Below are 16,476 nucleotides of genomic sequence, written 5' to 3'. Positions count from 1 at the left end.
TTGCAAATATCACTTATATACTTTGTGTTCAGACAACGGATTTTTTTGCGTCTGAATTTTGTCTAAAAAAAGATGGTACGCATCAGCGACTTCTTCAGGTGATTCAAGTAGTGGCATATGACCAACATTATTAAGAATGACAGGCGTTTCAGGTCTTTTCAATAAGCTTTTCAGATTTTGTACGACTTCAACATTAATGATTTGATCTTGCTTACCCCATAAAATTTGCGTCGGTGCTTCAATATTTTTGAGCATTAACGTAAAAGATGCAGGTGTATAGAGCTTATTTAGATCGGTAATCTGATTCACAATTTTTGACGTTTCTTGTGAATGTGCAATGAGTATTTTTTCTTGTTCTTGCCTAATAATTCTAGGTGTAAAGGGTGGTTTGTACATCACTTTTTTCAGTACAAAGTCTAAATCTCCTGGTTGGCTCACAATTAATTGTTTCAAATAAACAGGATTTTTTAAATAATTGGTATTGTTATTTTGGAAAATTCCACCTGTACTCATTAAAAATAAACTTTTGGTATCAAATGGATATTGCGATGCATAAAACATAGCAACGGTTCCACCCAATGAGTGACCTGCAATATTTAAGTTATTTTGAATATGTGCGGCTTCAATAAATCGGCGCAATTGCTCTGTGACATTGGGTACCGAAATATCAAAATTAGCAGGGACTTGAGTATTACCCACCAATGGTAAATCGGGAATGATGACATGATAATAAGGCGTTAAACGGTATGCGACATCGTTCCATGTATCACGGCTACTGGCTAAACCATGAATGAGTAAAATGGTTGGTTTGCTGCTGTCACCACCTTCGCTATATGACCAAGTAACATCGCCCACTTTTAATGTTTTGCTTTTTAACCCTGCCCAAACACGTTCTTCTTGTAAGATTTTTTGATAGTCCACATATTCAGTTGTTGCTGCATGAGTAGGGAGAACACCCAATGCAAGCGTAGCGACTGAAAGACTCAGTATAGCTGTGGTTATCGATTGAAAAATCTTTTGATTTAAACGGCGTTTTTTATGCAAAACCAAGGGCATTGATCATCTTCCTTGAAAAGGGTTTGCCATTATATAAAAGTGGAAAAGATTATTGATTATTTATTTCACCTTTACATTCGCCTCTTTAGCTTAAATGTTTATTTTTTTATCATTTCAAAGTGTGAAAATGAGCATGTAAAATTCAAAAAAATGATAAATCTTATGAATATTTCGATAGATAAAAGTACTTGATGAAGCTTTACAGAGTTATATGTGTAGTTGAGTCGGCAATTTTAAAAATTGTAACAGAGTTTATTTTTAGTCAGTGACATTGCAAAAATACAGGCATAAAATACTGTAATTCTCCAAAACTGATGGAAAAAAAATGCTGACAGCAGATGAAGCACTAGATCGTTTAAAAAAAGGTAATGCACGTTTTGCATCGGATGAAGTGAATCCCGCTAAATTTTTAACCCATCAACAACGTACAGAAATGGTGAAAGATCAACATCCATTTGCAATTATTTTGGGCTGTTCAGATTCTCGTGTACCTGCTGAAATGGTTTTTGATCAGGGCTTTGGTGATTTGTTCGTGATTCGTGTGGCAGGCAACATTGTTGCACCATCACAAGTGGGTAGCGTGGAATTTGCTGCGGACAGTTTTGGTTGTCCATTGGTTGTAGTACTAGGTCATAGTCACTGTGGTGCGATTCATTCGACTATTGAAGCATTGATGAATCCGGACTCTCCACCTTCTGCAAATTTAATGTCGATTGTGAACCGTGTACGTCCATCGGTTGAGATTTTGATGCAAACTGAATTGAAAGATGATTTAGAAAAGTTATCTCATCATGCTGTGCGTTCAAATGTTTTTGCTTCAGTAAACCAATTACGTCATGGCTCTGCTGTACTTGAAAGTCTTATTGCAAAGGGTAAACTTAAAGTCGTTGGTGCAGAATATTCACTTGAAACAGGTGAAGTTGAATTTTACGACTTTTAATCTGTTGAACATTTATTTAAATTGATTAAAGGCGCTTATAAAGCGCCTTTAATGTATGGATAGGCATTATCCAGTAATATTTTTTGTGCTGTGACATTGGGATGAATCTGATCTTTTTGCATTAATGATTTTTGTCCTGCAATGCCTTGCATAAAAAAGGGCATCAATTTGACCTTATATTGCTGACTGATGACTTTATAATTATTCTCAAAAGCTGTGCTATAGGCAGTACCATAATTCGGTGGAATTTTCATTCCTAATACAATCACTTGAGCTTTACTGCGTTGACTTTGTTGTACCAATTGAGCAAGATTTTTTTGAATCATTTGCGGAGGTTGTCCACGTAAACCATCATTTCCACCGAGTTCAATCACCACAATATCGGGTTTATGTACCTGTAAAAGTTTTGGTAAACGTGCTAAAGCACCACTCGTGGTTTCTCCACTGACGCTCGCATTGACCACGTTATGTTGTTTTGGAAATTGTTGATTTAAACGTGATTGCAATAGATTTACCCAACCTTGTTGTGGGTTAATGCCATAACCTGCACTCAGACTGTCACCGACAATCATGATAGTTTTTGCAAAACTACTCGCAGGAACAAGGCAGATCATGCTAAAAAATAGACAGCTCGTGATTTTTTTTATTTTGCCTACATTTAATACTTGATGATTTTGTATATAAGGTTTGTTTTTTATGTCCACTTTTCAGCCCAAAGCTCAATCTAATCACACAGACTCCATCATGCCACAACCGATAATTTCTGCACAACATCTCACACAATCGATACCATTACAGCAAAAAACATTAACGATTTTTGAAAATTTAAATGTTGATATCTTTGCAGGCGAGTTGGTGGCAATTACAGGGCGTTCAGGCTCAGGGAAATCAACTTTGCTCGGCATTTTGGCAACACTTGATCAAGCGAGTTCAGGGGAGCTATGGGTCAATGGTGAAGCTGTCCATACCTTAAATGAAGAACAGCGAGCTTTGGTGCGTTTACGTCATATTGGTTTTATCTTTCAGTCTTTTCAACTCTTACCACATCTTTCAGCGCTTGAAAATGTTATGTTACCACTTCGCTTACAGCCACAATTTCATTATGCGGAAGCAGAGCAGAAAGCCTTGCAGTTGCTTAAACGTGTTGGCTTAGAGCGTCAAAGCAGTCAAACACCAAAAGTATTGTCGGGTGGTGAACAGCAACGTGTTGCGATTGCACGAGCATTGATTACTGAACCTAAAATTATTTTTGCAGATGAACCAACGGGTAATTTGGATAGTCATACTGCAAGTGAAATTGAACAGTTATTATTTGATTTAAACCGAGAAACAGGCACAACTTTAGTGATTGTGACGCACGATGCTGACTTGGCTGCACAATGTCAACGTCACTTAGAGCTTAAAGATGGACAATTGATTGAGCAGAAAGTGGAACAATTGAATCATCGTCAGGTTTTGTCATAGGAGGCTCGAAAATGTTTGCACTTTTTAAGCCTTTATTACGACAAAGTTTTGCTACGACAGGTGTTTATTTGCTTATTATCGCACTGACGCTTGCCATTAGTGCAACGACTGCGCTGAAGTTTAGCAATGAGCAAGTGCAAAATGCAGTGGCATTGCAAGCTGCTAAAATGCAGGCGGCAGACTTGGTTCTTAGTGATAATATTCCGATTGTTGCCAAGTGGCAAAAACAAGCTGAATCTTTACAATTACAACAGACGAAAGTCACGTTATTTGGCTCAATGGCATCAACGAACGATCAGTTTGTAATGGTCAATGTTAAAGCCATAGCACCTCAGTTTCCTTTACGTGGCGAATTACGTATAGCACCTGAACAAGCACATATACGACAAGGCGAAGTTTGGCTGAGTCAACGTGCTCAAGATTTATTATATGTGAATGTCGGTAGCCAGATCAAAATTGCCGATGGCGATTTTAAAGTGGGTGGTATTATTACGCATGATTCCAATCAGGAAATGGGCTTTTCAGCATTTTCACCGACTGTGATTATTCATCAAGATGATGTTGCTAAAACCAATGCTATTCAGGTGGGAAGCCGTATTGATTATCGACTTTTACTTGCAGGTTCAGCAGAAAATACCCAGCGCTTTGTTGATGTTTTTCAGGCTTTTGTTAAAGCTGAAAAGTTGAAACTCAGCCATGCATCACAGCAAATGCAAGATACAACACAAGTAGCGAGTTCAGATGGTGCAGAAGTTAATCCAAACGATGCGATGACCTTAAATAGTCTGCGTTTACGCACAGCTAGTGATGCCAATACACGTCTGATTCAACCCATTGAAAACTTAGATACCTTTTTACAGCTTGCCAATATTTTAACGATTTTGCTTTGCGGTATCGCGATTGCATTGACCAGCCAACGTTATGTACAGCAGAACCAAGATCATATTGCATTAATGCGTTGTATGGGGGCAGGGCGAGGACAAATTTTTAGAACTTTTCTATTGTTATTATCATTGATTGTCCTGATTGCAATAGTCTTTGGTAGTGCGATTGGTTTGGGTATGGGCTATGCTTTGTTGCAGTTAATTCTTCAACTGATTCCAAATTTAGAACTACAATTTTCAGTATTACAGATGCTTGTTGGTCCATTACCGATTGCGATTTTTACCAGTGCAGTGGTGCTTTTGGGTTTTATTTTACCAGGACTTTTACAACTGCTGAATACACCACCTGTTCGTGTAATTCGTCAGCAAGAAAAATCTGTTGGATCGATTGTACTGACTTTGAGTGCAGGGCTTTTCAGTTTGGTGATTTTTAGTATTTTATTGACTGAAAATCTAAAGCTGAGTCTGATTGTTGTATCGAGTATTTTTGCTTTATGCGGTGTGTTGTATGGCATAATTTGGCTGTTACTCAAATGGTTAAAAGCCTTAAAAAATCGTTATTCAGCTTATGTTCGAACACCATCACAGACAGCATTACAAATTACAGCTTTGGCACTTGGACTCAGTTTAATTAGTGTACTTGCTGTTTTACGCACAGATTTATTGGAGCGTTGGCAACAACAATTGCCAGAAGGTACACCAAATCAGTTTGTTTATGGATTGCCACCTTTTGAGGTTGAGCAATTTAGACAACAATTACAAGAAAAGGGGTGGAGAAGTACACCGTTATATCCAAATGTCCGTGGACGCTTGATTGCTAAAAATGATCAAGCCTTTTCGGTACAGCAAGTGGCAAAAAGTAATGCCTTACGCCGTGAATTAAACCTGACGCAGTCCAATGAATATCCGCAAGATAATCAGATTATTCAAGGAAATTCAGCACTGCAAAAAAGTGGTGAAGTGTCAGTTGAAAGTAAACTGGCTGAAGAATTGGGTATCAAAGTTGGCGATACACTGACATTTACTTTGCCTGAAGGTGAGTTACATGCAAAAGTGGTAAATCTCAGAACAGTAGAGTGGCGTAGTTTTAGCCCGAATTTCTTTTTCATTTTTGCACCGCAAAGTTTGGATGAAAACTCAGGCAGTTATTTAGGTAGCTTCTATACGCCACCTGCTGAAAAGTCGCAGCTCATTGGCATAGTACAACAGTTCAGCAATACCGTCTTTATTGATGTTTCTGCTATTTTGGATGAGGTGAAACGTCTTGTAAATGTGTTGATGCAGATCATTAGTGTACTGGCATTATTGGTCAGTATTTCAGGCTTTTTGGTCTTGGTTGCTTGTATTAATTTAGTCATGGATGAGCGCAAAAGAGAAGTGGCTCTCATGCGGTCATTCGGTAGCTCTAAAGCACAACTGAAACGCATGATGACGATTGAAATTGGTCTGATTGGTTTTATTGCAGGAATTGTATCTTGCTTCTTTGCCGAAGTGATTAGTGCGATTGCATGTTGGCGTATGAATATGGAAATGCAATTACATCTTGAAATCTGGTTAATCCTCCCCCTTGTGATGACAGTGTTATGTGCTGTGATTGGACGTTATCGTTTGAGTTATTTGTCAGATATTCCGCCCTTACAAAGTTTAAGAGAATTGAATTCTTAATTGATTATTTCTAGTTTGAATGTTGCAATAAAATGGGTGATTCATGGTGATGATACCCATTTTATTTTGAAAAATAAGTTCAGCTTTAGTTTATCAACAAAGTTTTCATTTGACTGGCTGCATCTTGCCAAAGTGCTAAAAGCCCTTGAATTTGTTGTTGATTGTATTGGTAAAATACAAAACACAGCGCAATGCCAAGACCTAATACAATCATCGGCATGATTTTTCCTGCATACATTTTTTGTATAAAGTGCCAACCGAGCGCAAGAATAACACCCATAATAATGCCGCCAATATGTGCCATATTATTGATGCCTGAGGCAAAGAAACCAAAGCCGACGTTGGCAATCATAATGATGAGTAAAGACTTACGGTCTAAATAAGGCACATTTCTAAAAAATGACAGTGCTGTCAGCGCACCGCCAAGTCCCATAACTGCGCCTGAAGCACCTGCGGACACTCGTGGAATCAGGTCTTGTGCAGGATGTTGCAAATAAGCATAACTATTTAGAATGTCCAAATAGCCACTCAATAAATTCCCCATTAAGCCTGCAAGAATATATAAACCCAAATAATATGCACGTCCAAAAACTTGTTCGGCGATATTGCCAAAAACGAACAATGCCCACATATTCATGAGTAAATGCATGAAGCCAAAGTGGAAAAACATACTTGAAAATAGTCGATATGGTTCCGAAAGATAGGTTAAAGGTGCATAATCTGCACCCCAATGCATTGCATCACGTGTAGATGGATTAGAAAAATCTACCCCACTGAGCACTTGTAATACAAAAAGTGCAACGTTGATTCCAATCAACAGCAAAGTGAGTTTACCTACACCATTACGTGGTTGGTTGGGGGGATATGCATGCAATGGATTGGAATCGTAATTCGACATACTAAATGTTCTGGGTTGATATTATCTTTCAGCTTAGCACGAATCATTTAATTTTCAGGAGTAACACACTGACATGAAAGCTTTTATTGTTAGAACTTTGTTAATCATTGTCAGTGTACTGATTATTATTCAACTGTGGATTTTTTCAAGTTTGGTCTATTGGCGAACTAATCCTGTAGAAAATACAATGTTTATGCGTTGGACATATTTGTCTGATTTTAAGCCAATTCAGCATGAATGGCGGGCGTATGATGACATTAGTGATCATTTCAAACATGCGATTATTGCTGCGGAAGATGCCCGTTTTATCGATCATCATGGTTTTGATTGGACAGGAATTGAAGATGCATTACAAAAGAATATGAAAAAAGATAAAGTTGTTGCAGGTGGTTCAACGATTTCACAACAATTGGCAAAAAATTTATTTTTTTATAATCGACGTTCTTATTTCCGTAAAGGTCAGGAAGCAATTGCAACTACAATGATGGAACGAATGTGGAGTAAAGAACGAATTTTAGAGGTCTATATGAATTCGGTTGAGTTTGGCGATCATATTTATGGAGTTGAAGCGGCATCGCAGTATTATTTTGGTAAAAGCGCACGAAATTTAAATCGTGAACAGGCTGCATTTTTAGCATCAATTTTACCTAACCCGAAATATTATCAAGATCACAGAGATGATCGTAAATTACAAAATAAAATACGGATGGTACTGAAATATATGCGTTACACACGAATTCCAAAGTAACTAAGATATTGAAAAGAGGCAGTTTACAATAATGTGCTGATCATAGTCATCGCTATTTAGTGAACTAAATGAATGTACGATTTTAATGATTTTGATTGTTCTCAAAGATGGTATTACTAAAACATGGAAAATAATTTTTTTGTGCTGTGTTTTTTTATGAAATTGTCACAAAATTGAAGCATACTATTCTGTAAATATCATTAGATTGCAGGCTGTTTTGCATGAATACCGCAGTAACGACAACGTCTACAGAATATACTTATAATGAGCGCTTCATTAACCGTGAGCTTTCCATTCTCGATTTTCACCTTCGAGTGTTGGAACAAGCTGTGGATCCGTTGCATCCGTTATTGGATCGACTCAACTTCTTGCTGATTTTTTCTCGTAACATGGATGAGTTCTTTGAAATTCGTGTTGCAGGTGTCATGGAACAGTTGATGCTTGAAAATGAAAGCCGTAGCCCCGATGGTTTAACGCCAAAACAGGTACTAGAGCAAATTTCTCGGACGGCGCATGAAGCCATTGATCGTCAGTATCGTATTTTAAATGATGAAATCTTCCCAAAACTACGTGAAGCGGATATTAGTTTCTTACGTCGTGGAGAGTTAACGCCTGCGCAATCGGTATGGATTAAAAAATATTTCCAAGAACAAGTTGCGCCAGTACTCACACCAATTAGTCTAGATCCTGCACATCCATTCCCTCGTTTAGTTAATAAAAGCCTGAATTTTATTGTCACGCTTGAAGGTAAAGATGCTTTTGGTCGTCAAATTGATTTAGCCGTTGTTCCTGCACCCCGATCGTTGCCTAGAGTGGTACGTTTACCTGATGAGTTGACAGGGGGGAAAGAGCATTTTGTCATGTTGTCTGCCATTATTCATGAGCATGTTTCTGATTTATTCCCAGGTATGACAGCGACAGGATGTTATCAATTCCGTGTGACTCGAAATGCCGATTTGGCTTTAAATGAAGATGTTGAAGATTTAGCGAAAGCATTAATTGGTGAGTTAAGTTCACGCCGTTTTGGTCGTGCAGTACGTTTGGAAGTTACGCATAATTGCCCAAAGCATATTTATGAATATTTGCTTGATGAGTTTGATCTACATGAGGAACAACTCTACAAGGTAGATGGCCCTGTTAACTTGGCACGTCTTGTTTCGAACTTTAAAGTGCCACATTTGCGTTATGACTCTCATGTGCCAGTCTTACCAAAAGTATTGAAAAAAACTGAAAATATTTTCTTAGCAATGCAGAAGCAAGATATCTTACTGCATCATCCATTTGAATCTTTTGCACCTGTCATTAATCTCTTACGAGAAGCCGCACGTGATCCTCAAGTACTTGCAATTAAGCAGACGCTATACCGCAGTGGTGCAGATTCTGAAATTGTACAAGTACTTGCTGAAGCGGCGCGTAATGGTAAAGAAGTCACCGCAGTTATTGAGCTACGTGCACGTTTTGATGAAGAATCAAATATTGAAGTGGCAAATGTATTACAAGAAGCTGGTGCCGTTGTGGTATACGGTATAGTGGGTTATAAAACGCATGCCAAAATGATTTTGGTTGTGCGCCGTGAAAACAATAAATTAGTACGTTATGTACATTTGGGCACAGGAAATTACCATGCGACCAATGCACGTATTTATACCGATTATGGATTACTCACAACAGATAAAGAACTGTGCGAAGATGTGCATCGTATCTTCCAAGAGTTGACGGGTATGGGCAAAATGGCGAAGTTAAAAAAGCTTTTACATGCACCATTTACTTTACATGCTCAACTCGTGACTTTTATCGATGAAGAAATAGAAAATGCGAAAGCAGGTAAGCCTGCGCAAATTATTATTAAAGTAAATGCTTTAACAGAAGTTCAACTTATCAATAAATTATATGAGGCTTCACAAGCAGGTGTGCAAATTGACTTAATCATTCGCTCAATTTGCTGTTTACGTCCAGGTTTACCTGGCTTGTCTGAAAATATTCGTGTGCGCTCAATTGTCGGACGTTTTCTTGAGCATACACGTGTATTTTACTTTGGAAATGCAGGGAATGCGCGGATTTATTGTTCAAGTGCAGATTGGATGGATCGTAACTTATTTAGTCGCGTTGAGGCTTGTTTTCCAATTGAGGAGCCTAGCTTGAAAAAACGTATTTACCAACAAGGTTTGATCAACTATTTGAAAGATAATCAACAAGCATGGGAGTTGCAAGGCGATGGTACATGGGTACGTGTAACAGCTCAAGAGGGTGATATAGCACACAATGCACAGCAGATTTTACTTGCAACAGTGATGGGCTAATTTTTATTTGCTCTAACTCGGCTCTTTATAAAAAACCATCCCGATAATTCTTGGGATGGTTTTTAATTCAATAAATGGTAATTAACGGTCAATTTGGTCTTAAATCTTTTAATCAGTTAAATTCTCAGCTAGATTAAAATTATTTTTCAAGTTTAAATTAATAATATTATTAAAAAAAGATAACAGAGACAATGATGAGTGTTAAATTGGAGGCCAAATAAATTTTTATCCTTAATAAAATTTTCTTGAATTTATTCAAATGATTTTAAGTACATGAGATATAAATAGAAAAAGATATCAACTGCATTGGCAATGATTGTGTTCAATGATGCCAATCTTGATGATGCCTTGCTAAAATAGGAAAAGAGTTTGACTGTATTTGTAGGTCAGTTTTGTATGGCAGTTTCACTTTACTTGTACAACGTGGCGTTGTTGAAGATCTGACGAAACGCCTGCTGAGCGTTTGGAGAATGTCAAACGAGGTTCTACATCAGATTTAAGCAGTGACATGGAACCTTGGATTGATAAGCCAAATATAGAACATGTCAATGGTATGGTAGAAAAAGCCATTGGTGATGGTGCAAAAGTGACTGTACGAGGTGGTCTTATCTCCGAAACTCCTTTGTCTAAAGGTGCATTCTACCATCCAACATTTTTACAAGTGACCGATCCAAATGTAGATATCGTTCAAAAAGAAGTCATTAGTCCTGTACTTTCTATGCTGATTTTTGATACAGAAGAAGAACTTGCAAATAACAGTGAATATGGTTTTGTAGCAAGTATTTGGACACAAGATATTAACTGCCCGCTACTTGTCGCACGTAAAATTTTAGCGAGCACTTTTTGGATTAATGATTGGGCGATTATTTACGATGAATTTGAAGAAGGCAGTTATAAAAAGTCAGGTCTAGGTTGTATGAATGGTGTGGCTACAATGGATGATTTTATTGAATATAAAAATATCACCATCACGGCAGGCGTGATTTAATTTTGTTTTGAGATTGCATGATTTAAATTAATTCATATGCATGAAAGTCAAATATGTAAAAAACCTCGAGTCAATGGTCGAGGTTTTTTAATGCAAACTTTTAGAAAAATTAAATTGTCACAGTTGCTCCTAATGCTTTAATGAATTGTGCCATCCAAGCAGGGTGAGCGGGCCATGCTGGTGCCGTGACAAGATGACCATCGGTTACTGCTTCTGTCACTGCAATATCCGCATATTGTCCACCAGCAAGTTTTACTTCAGCCGCACAGGCAGGGTAAGCAGAGCATAAACGCCCTTGAAGTACATTTGCCGCTGCTAATATTTGTGCACCGTGACATACGGCTGCAATTGGCTTTTTCGCAGAATCAAACTCACGGACAATTTCAATTACACGATCATTCATCCGTAAGTATTCAGGTGCACGACCACCTGGAATAACTAAACCTACATAATTTGTGCTATCAACTGTATTAAAATCATAGTTGATGGCAAAGTTGTGACCACGTTTTTCGCTGTAAGTTTGTTCACCTTCAAAATCATGAATGGCGGTTGCAATGCTATCGCCTGCTTTTTTATCGGGGCAAACCGTATGCACGTTATAGCCTAAACCTGTTAGGAACTGGTATGGCACCATGGTTTCGTAATCTTCTGCGTAATCACCGACCAACATGAGAATATTTTTAGACATATCGTATCCTTTTTGAAATCCATTTTTATTGAATATAGCATGTAGTAGTAACAATAAAATTGTAGAAAATGAAATCTTTAGTATTAATAATGACGACATAAATGTTGTTATATTGGTTATAAAATAAATACAAAATTTTAAGCAAACTTAAGTTTTTAGGATTAGTATCAGATGCATAGCATAGCCAAAATAATATTTTAAGGAAAGCCAAGCTAAATGTTTAAGTCATTTTTTCCAAATCCAAAGTGGTTTTTTAGTTCATTTGTGTTGTGGTTTTTGATTAACCTTGCATTGTGGTATTCAGGTGGTAATTCATGGGGTACTTTTATTGGTTTTCCTACAAATTATGCAACAGATGAGTTACCTATTAGTGTTAGTCGTTTTTGGTCAGCACAGTTTATTTGGTTCTATTTATGGTTTTTCATTTCAACTGCAATTTTTGCTAGCTTTTGGAAATTAAAATCAACAAATCCATGGCAAAGATGGTCAGTATGGGGCTCGGCATTTATTCTATTTAATATTTGGTTTAGTGTACAAGTCAGTGTTTCTATTAATGCTTGGTATGGTCCATTTTGGGACTTAATTCAGAAAATGTTAAGTAGTGGTGGTGGAGATATTCGGCAATTATATATGGGAACTTTGACATTTCTTTTAATTGCAATGGTTGCTGTCACTGTCGCTGTGATGAATTCATTTTTTGTTAGCCATTATATTTTCCGTTGGCGTACTGCAATGAATGAATATTATACGGAACATTGGGCACAATTACGTGTTATTGAAGGTGCTTCACAGCGTGTGCAGGAAGATACAATGCGCTTTGCCACAACATTGGAAGCACTTGGAGTGAGTTTTATTAAAGCAATTATGATTTTAATTGCTTTCTTACCCGTACTTATTCAATTATCCGAGCATGTACCCGTTTTGCCTATTATTGGTGAAGTAAAATATTCGTTGGTTTGGGCTGCTGTAGGATGGGCTGTTTTTGGTACAGCATTATTAATGGGTGTTGGGATTAAATTACCAGGTTTAGAATTTAATAATCAAAAAGTTGAAGCAGCATATCGTAAAGAATTGGTTTATGGTGAAGATTATGAAGAACGTGCACAACCACAGACATTAAAAGAATTATTTAGTAATGTGCGTAAAAACTATTTCCGTTTGTATTTTCATTATGCATATTTTAATTTAGTCAGTACTTGGTATGCACAGCTTGATGTTTTATTTAGTTTAATTGTTTTATTTCCATCCATTGCAGCAGGAACTATGACCTTAGGTTTGCTCAATCAGATTGGTAATGTTTTTGATAAAGTTCGTGAATCTTTCCAATACTTAGTTAGCTCATGGAAGACTATTATTGAGCTACTCTCAATTTATAAGCGTTTAAAAGCTTTTGAAGCTGTTTTAAAAGATTAAATTGAGTCTATAAAAAACCCGCAAATTGCGGGTTTTTTATTCAATATTATTTATAAAAATAACGCACCACTTCCTGCCCCTATCAGCATTAACCAAACAGGATGTACATTTTTAAATAAACTTAAGCAAGCGACAATAGTAACAATCATGACCAGTAGAACATTCTGCGCCGATGTTCCTGCAATAATCCATGCACTGACTAAAACTAAACCGACTGTAATTGGCTTTAAAGCCTTTTCAAATTTGCCACGTAAAGGGTGATCTCTAAAGTTATTCCAAAATTTGAGTGCAAAAATGGTAATGACTGAAGATGGTCCAAACTTTGCAAAAGAAGTCACGAATAAGCCCATAGGACCTGCGACATGCCAACCGACTAAAGGTACAATCATCATGTTTGGTCCAGGAGCGGCTTGTGCCATGGCAAACATTGAACTAAATTGTTCGGCTGTCATCCATTGATGTACTGTTACAACCTGATGTTGCATCTCAGGTAAAATGGCATTACCACCACCAAAGGCTAATAATGAAAGTTGAGTAAAAACAAGAGTAAGCGCAACGAGAACATAAAGCATATTTTACTCCTGATCTTCTTTAGCATTTTGGATATTTGTGTGTAGCATATTCTTTTGTTGAATCATCAGAACCATCATATTTACAGTCACTAAGATCAATAAAGTCAATGCCAAAGGCAGTTTAATGAACAACATAAAAATGACTGTGAGTGCAATAGTAAAATAGGTCAGTTTTTTTTTCATAATCGGTTTAAGCATTTTTAAACCTGTTGCAAATAATAACCCTGCCGCTGCTGCAGCCAACCCCTCAATCATGTGTTGTACAGTTGGAATAGACTGAAACTGTGCATAAAGTTCATATAAGCTAATGACGATTAGAGTTGGGGCGAGCATTAATCCAAAAATTGCACTGATTGCGCCTTTAACTCCCTGAAAGTCATAACCAATTGCAACTGCCATATTGACAATATTACCACCAGGTAATATTTGGCAAACACCGAGTAAGTTTGTAAATTCCTCCGCATTGAGCCATTTTTGATCTTCAACAATTAAACGATGTGCTAAAGGGAGTACACCACCAAAGCCCATTAAGCCAAGTTTCATGAAGCCTGAGAATAAAGCTTTGCAATTGGGAATATCTTGTATGTGCTCCATTGGAATTGTTTCAGTATTCATGCTTCATCTCGCTATCTATGTTATTGCACAAATTAAAATGATCTGACTGATTAGAACTTGAGGAAAGTATGCGCTTGTTTAGATATATTTAAAAATGCTATTTTTGCTGTTATCCATATCAATAAAGTATGAATAAATGAGGTTGGAATGATAGAGATTCATAAACTGAATGCATTTGTTATTGTGGTTGAGGAAAGTAATATTTCTCGTGCAGCTGTTCGTTTAAATATGCAGCAACCGCCACTCACTCGCATGATCAAAAGTTTAGAAGATGAGTTAAATACAACATTACTCAAGCGATTACCACGTGGAGTTGAGGTTACAGAAGCAGGGAAAGCTTTATATCAAGAAGCAGTGACAATATTGGCACATGCGCAAGCCATTCCTAAACGTGTACAAAATATTGCGCAAGGCTTAGAAGGTCAGATGAATATTGGGTTTACGAATTCAGTCGGTTTGCATCCATTTTTGCCCGCATTATTACGTAATTTTCGTGATGCATTTTCTGCCGTTTCCATTCATTTAGAAGAAGATGGAAGCAATGCGCTTATTGACTCTATTCTCAATGAAAAAAATGACATTGTTTTTCTACGTAAACCTGCTCCGATTGGTTTGGGTTTAACGAGTTTACATGTTTTAGATGAGCCTTTAATTGTGGCTTTACCTAATAATCATCCACTCGCAATACAGCAAGAGAGCATTCACCTTTTAGATTTAGAGCCTTATGATTTTGTGTTATATAGACGTTTAGCAGGGCAGGATTTGTTTGATAATATTTTAGCGAGTTGTTATCAGGCAGGCTTTAGTCCAAATATTGTACAGGAGGCACCACGTTTAACATCAAGCTTAAATTTGATAGCCGCAGGTATTGGCTTATCGATTGTCCCTGAAGCCATCCGAGATTTTTGGAACAATCAAATTGTTTATAAGACTTTACAAGCAGATATACCCTGTATCGCACCAATTTATGCGGTGTATAAGCAAGATTTTAACCATATACGTTTAAGTCATATTTTAAGGTTATTGAAATAGCTGAAAGAAAAATGTTATTTGTTTTATGCTTTGGATTATAAATGTTTCAAGTTTGGCATTTATAGTAAAATTACAATATTAAGTCATATTTTATTTGGTAAAAATAAACAATAAAATCAATATTTTGACTCTATTTTTTTGTTTGATTTTCATATATTTTCAATATTTCAAAGTCATAGAGAATCAGATGTGAATTTAAAAGCACTTTTCCTGACAGGAAGTTTAGGTATTGCTTTACAGGGTTGTGCGAGCATGGGTGGTTTTAGCACAGATGCCTTTAAGAGCTATAGCTCACCACAACAGGTCATTGATCAGAAAAATTTGAATACTACCAATGGTACAGCAAAAGATTATGTTTATTACTGGGATCCAAAACAGGGTCAGCAGAATGTACAATCATTGACACCTAAATTGACTTTAGCGGCTTATTGTACAGCCAAAGGCGGTAAGCTTAAACAAGTACATAAAAGTTCGATGAAATTGATTAAAGATAAATGGTCACATAAATTATTGAGCACATACAGCAGTGTTCAGCAGGGTATTGGTGCATATCAATGCTTAGAAAATAATGGTTCTACGTGGTTGGTGTCGATTGAACCTGTTGCTGAAAAGAAACTGGCAAAAGACAGCGAAACCCGATTGGTTGCTTTGCAAACTAAGGCTTTATCTTTGGATGAAATCAATCAATTTTACGGCATGAAGAATGTGACGGAAAAAAATAATACGCAAAATCAGAAAAATGTGATTACGCAGAAAAAAGATGATAAAAAAACACTAGAGAAAAAACAGGACAAAAAGACAGAAGAGAAAAAAATAGAGGAGAAGAAATTAGATGATAAAAAAGTAAACAATCAACAGACTATTACGCCATCTGTAAAAGTTACGGTTTCGCCACAAACACAACAAATGCAATTATATGCTGCTGCACGTAAAGATTTAGGTCGTGGGCAGAATCAAATTAATGCCTGTAATAATGCGGAACTCGCGTATGGTTATGGGCGATTAAGAGGAAATACAGGCGTTAATGCATACGCAGAATCAGGCATGCTCGTTGCACGTTGTTTAACGAGTATTCCTGCTTATAGTCGCAGATTTAATAATGCAGATGATCGTGCAAAGAAAATTTTACAAAATTTGGCAAGTAGCTATAACCATGCAGGTGCAAAACAAATGCTTAAACAGTTGAAGTAATGTGCCTTTTTTAAAGATTTAT

At 37.0% G+C, this 16,476-nt stretch carries 15 protein-coding genes; 9 read left to right on the top strand and 6 right to left on the bottom strand.

The annotated features are described in order from the left end of the window. Window positions 1-9: 9 nt before the first annotated feature. Window positions 10-1,056 carry an alpha/beta fold hydrolase gene (locus ACK2M2_RS05915; RefSeq protein ID WP_419346578.1) on the bottom strand — a complete coding sequence of 349 codons (1,047 nt, stop codon included), beginning with the start codon at window positions 1,054-1,056 and terminating at the stop codon, window positions 10-12. Window positions 1,057-1,381: 325 nt separating this feature from the next. Here ACK2M2_RS05915 and ACK2M2_RS05910 point away from each other — a divergent pair, with 325 nt between their 5' ends. Then, window positions 1,382-1,996 (top strand): carbonic anhydrase, encoded by a 615-nt coding sequence (locus tag ACK2M2_RS05910; RefSeq protein ID WP_409511311.1) that lies wholly within the window; start codon window positions 1,382-1,384, stop codon window positions 1,994-1,996. Window positions 1,997-2,031: 35 nt separating this feature from the next. Here ACK2M2_RS05910 and ACK2M2_RS05905 read toward each other — a convergent pair whose 3' ends face one another. Then, window positions 2,032-2,610, bottom strand: a complete 579-nt coding sequence (locus tag ACK2M2_RS05905) for an arylesterase (RefSeq protein WP_409511310.1) — start codon at window positions 2,608-2,610, stop codon at window positions 2,032-2,034. A gap of 82 nt (window positions 2,611-2,692) precedes the next feature. On the opposite strand from ACK2M2_RS05905, the gene ACK2M2_RS05900 reads away from it, so the two are divergent. Continuing rightward, window positions 2,693-3,460, top strand: coding sequence for an ABC transporter ATP-binding protein (locus ACK2M2_RS05900; RefSeq protein ID WP_419346573.1), 768 nt, complete (start codon window positions 2,693-2,695; stop codon window positions 3,458-3,460). An 11-nt stretch (window positions 3,461-3,471) separates the two neighbouring features. Then, window positions 3,472-6,009, top strand: coding sequence for an ABC transporter permease (locus ACK2M2_RS05895; protein WP_419346570.1), 2,538 nt, complete (start codon window positions 3,472-3,474; stop codon window positions 6,007-6,009). 85 nt (window positions 6,010-6,094) lie between these two features. Here the strand turns inward: ACK2M2_RS05895 and ACK2M2_RS05890 are convergent, their stop codons facing one another. Next, the gene (locus tag ACK2M2_RS05890) at window positions 6,095-6,907 is read right to left on the bottom strand and encodes a rhomboid family intramembrane serine protease (RefSeq protein ID WP_419346567.1); all 813 of its coding nucleotides are present in this window, start codon (window positions 6,905-6,907) and stop codon (window positions 6,095-6,097) included. Between the two features lie 73 nt (window positions 6,908-6,980). Between ACK2M2_RS05890 and mtgA the strand changes: the two genes are divergently transcribed. The 3 genes from mtgA to ACK2M2_RS05875 all read left to right on the top strand — a co-directional run bounded on the left by mtgA (window position 6,981) and on the right by ACK2M2_RS05875 (window position 10,943). Next, window positions 6,981-7,655 (top strand): monofunctional biosynthetic peptidoglycan transglycosylase, encoded by a 675-nt coding sequence (gene mtgA, locus ACK2M2_RS05885; RefSeq protein WP_409511306.1) that lies wholly within the window; start codon window positions 6,981-6,983, stop codon window positions 7,653-7,655. A 221-nt stretch (window positions 7,656-7,876) separates the two neighbouring features. Then, window positions 7,877-9,955, top strand: a complete 2,079-nt coding sequence (gene ppk1 / locus ACK2M2_RS05880) for a polyphosphate kinase 1 (protein ID WP_419346563.1) — start codon at window positions 7,877-7,879, stop codon at window positions 9,953-9,955. A gap of 508 nt (window positions 9,956-10,463) precedes the next feature. Continuing rightward, a complete protein-coding gene (locus ACK2M2_RS05875) occupies window positions 10,464-10,943 on the top strand; it encodes an aldehyde dehydrogenase family protein (RefSeq protein WP_419346560.1) in 480 nt (159 codons plus the stop codon). Window positions 10,944-11,052: 109 nt separating this feature from the next. Here the strand turns inward: ACK2M2_RS05875 and ACK2M2_RS05870 are convergent, their stop codons facing one another. Next, window positions 11,053-11,631 carry a DJ-1/PfpI family protein gene (locus ACK2M2_RS05870; protein ID WP_419346557.1) on the bottom strand — a complete coding sequence of 193 codons (579 nt, stop codon included), beginning with the start codon at window positions 11,629-11,631 and terminating at the stop codon, window positions 11,053-11,055. Between the two features lie 216 nt (window positions 11,632-11,847). On the opposite strand from ACK2M2_RS05870, the gene sbmA reads away from it, so the two are divergent. After that, on the top strand, window positions 11,848-13,044 hold the full coding sequence (gene sbmA, locus ACK2M2_RS05865) for a peptide antibiotic transporter SbmA (protein ID WP_419346555.1): 1,197 nt from the start codon (window positions 11,848-11,850) through the stop codon (window positions 13,042-13,044). 50 nt (window positions 13,045-13,094) lie between these two features. On the opposite strand, the gene ACK2M2_RS05860 is transcribed toward sbmA, so the two are convergent. Next, window positions 13,095-13,616 carry a chromate transporter gene (locus ACK2M2_RS05860; protein ID WP_419346552.1) on the bottom strand — a complete coding sequence of 174 codons (522 nt, stop codon included), beginning with the start codon at window positions 13,614-13,616 and terminating at the stop codon, window positions 13,095-13,097. Window positions 13,617-13,619: 3 nt separating this feature from the next. Then, complete coding sequence (locus ACK2M2_RS05855; RefSeq protein ID WP_419346550.1) at window positions 13,620-14,231, bottom strand: chromate transporter; 612 nt, start codon at window positions 14,229-14,231, stop codon at window positions 13,620-13,622. Window positions 14,232-14,378: 147 nt separating this feature from the next. On the opposite strand from ACK2M2_RS05855, the gene ACK2M2_RS05850 reads away from it, so the two are divergent. Both ACK2M2_RS05850 and ACK2M2_RS05845 read left to right on the top strand, forming a co-directional pair. Then, entirely contained in the window at window positions 14,379-15,263 is an 885-nt protein-coding gene (locus ACK2M2_RS05850; protein WP_409511299.1) for a LysR family transcriptional regulator, read from the top strand. A 189-nt stretch (window positions 15,264-15,452) separates the two neighbouring features. Further along, window positions 15,453-16,454, top strand: a complete 1,002-nt coding sequence (locus tag ACK2M2_RS05845) for a hypothetical protein (protein ID WP_419346548.1) — start codon at window positions 15,453-15,455, stop codon at window positions 16,452-16,454. Window positions 16,455-16,476: the final 22 nt, after the last annotated feature.

Origin of the sequence: Acinetobacter sp. TY1, from assembly GCF_048551395.1 — a bacterium.
In the GTDB taxonomy this organism is placed as follows: domain Bacteria; phylum Pseudomonadota; class Gammaproteobacteria; order Pseudomonadales; family Moraxellaceae; genus Acinetobacter.
This window is presented reverse-complemented; position numbering and strand designations above follow the sequence as displayed.

Bases quoted from the DNA above. Each gene is read 5' to 3' on its own strand.
- ACK2M2_RS05900 (WP_419346573.1), top strand. From the start codon at position 2,693: ATGTCCACTTTTCAGCCCAAAGCTCAATCTAATCACACAGACTCCATC.
- sbmA (WP_419346555.1), top strand. From the start codon at position 11,848: ATGTTTAAGTCATTTTTTCCAAATCCAAAGTGGTTTTTTAGTTCATTT.
- mtgA (WP_409511306.1), top strand. From the start codon at position 6,981: ATGAAAGCTTTTATTGTTAGAACTTTGTTAATCATTGTCAGTGTACTG.
- ACK2M2_RS05855 (WP_419346550.1), bottom strand. From the start codon at position 14,231: ATGAATACTGAAACAATTCCAATGGAGCACATACAAGATATTCCCAAT.
- ACK2M2_RS05875 (WP_419346560.1), top strand. From the start codon at position 10,464: ATGGAACCTTGGATTGATAAGCCAAATATAGAACATGTCAATGGTATG.
- ACK2M2_RS05910 (WP_409511311.1), top strand. From the start codon at position 1,382: ATGCTGACAGCAGATGAAGCACTAGATCGTTTAAAAAAAGGTAATGCA.
- ACK2M2_RS05890 (WP_419346567.1), bottom strand. From the start codon at position 6,907: ATGTCGAATTACGATTCCAATCCATTGCATGCATATCCCCCCAACCAA.
- ACK2M2_RS05870 (WP_419346557.1), bottom strand. From the start codon at position 11,631: ATGTCTAAAAATATTCTCATGTTGGTCGGTGATTACGCAGAAGATTAC.
- ppk1 (WP_419346563.1), top strand. From the start codon at position 7,877: ATGAATACCGCAGTAACGACAACGTCTACAGAATATACTTATAATGAG.
- ACK2M2_RS05905 (WP_409511310.1), bottom strand. From the start codon at position 2,610: ATGATCTGCCTTGTTCCTGCGAGTAGTTTTGCAAAAACTATCATGATT.
- ACK2M2_RS05860 (WP_419346552.1), bottom strand. From the start codon at position 13,616: ATGCTTTATGTTCTCGTTGCGCTTACTCTTGTTTTTACTCAACTTTCA.
- ACK2M2_RS05915 (WP_419346578.1), bottom strand. From the start codon at position 1,056: ATGCCCTTGGTTTTGCATAAAAAACGCCGTTTAAATCAAAAGATTTTT.
- ACK2M2_RS05895 (WP_419346570.1), top strand. From the start codon at position 3,472: ATGTTTGCACTTTTTAAGCCTTTATTACGACAAAGTTTTGCTACGACA.
- ACK2M2_RS05850 (WP_409511299.1), top strand. From the start codon at position 14,379: ATGATAGAGATTCATAAACTGAATGCATTTGTTATTGTGGTTGAGGAA.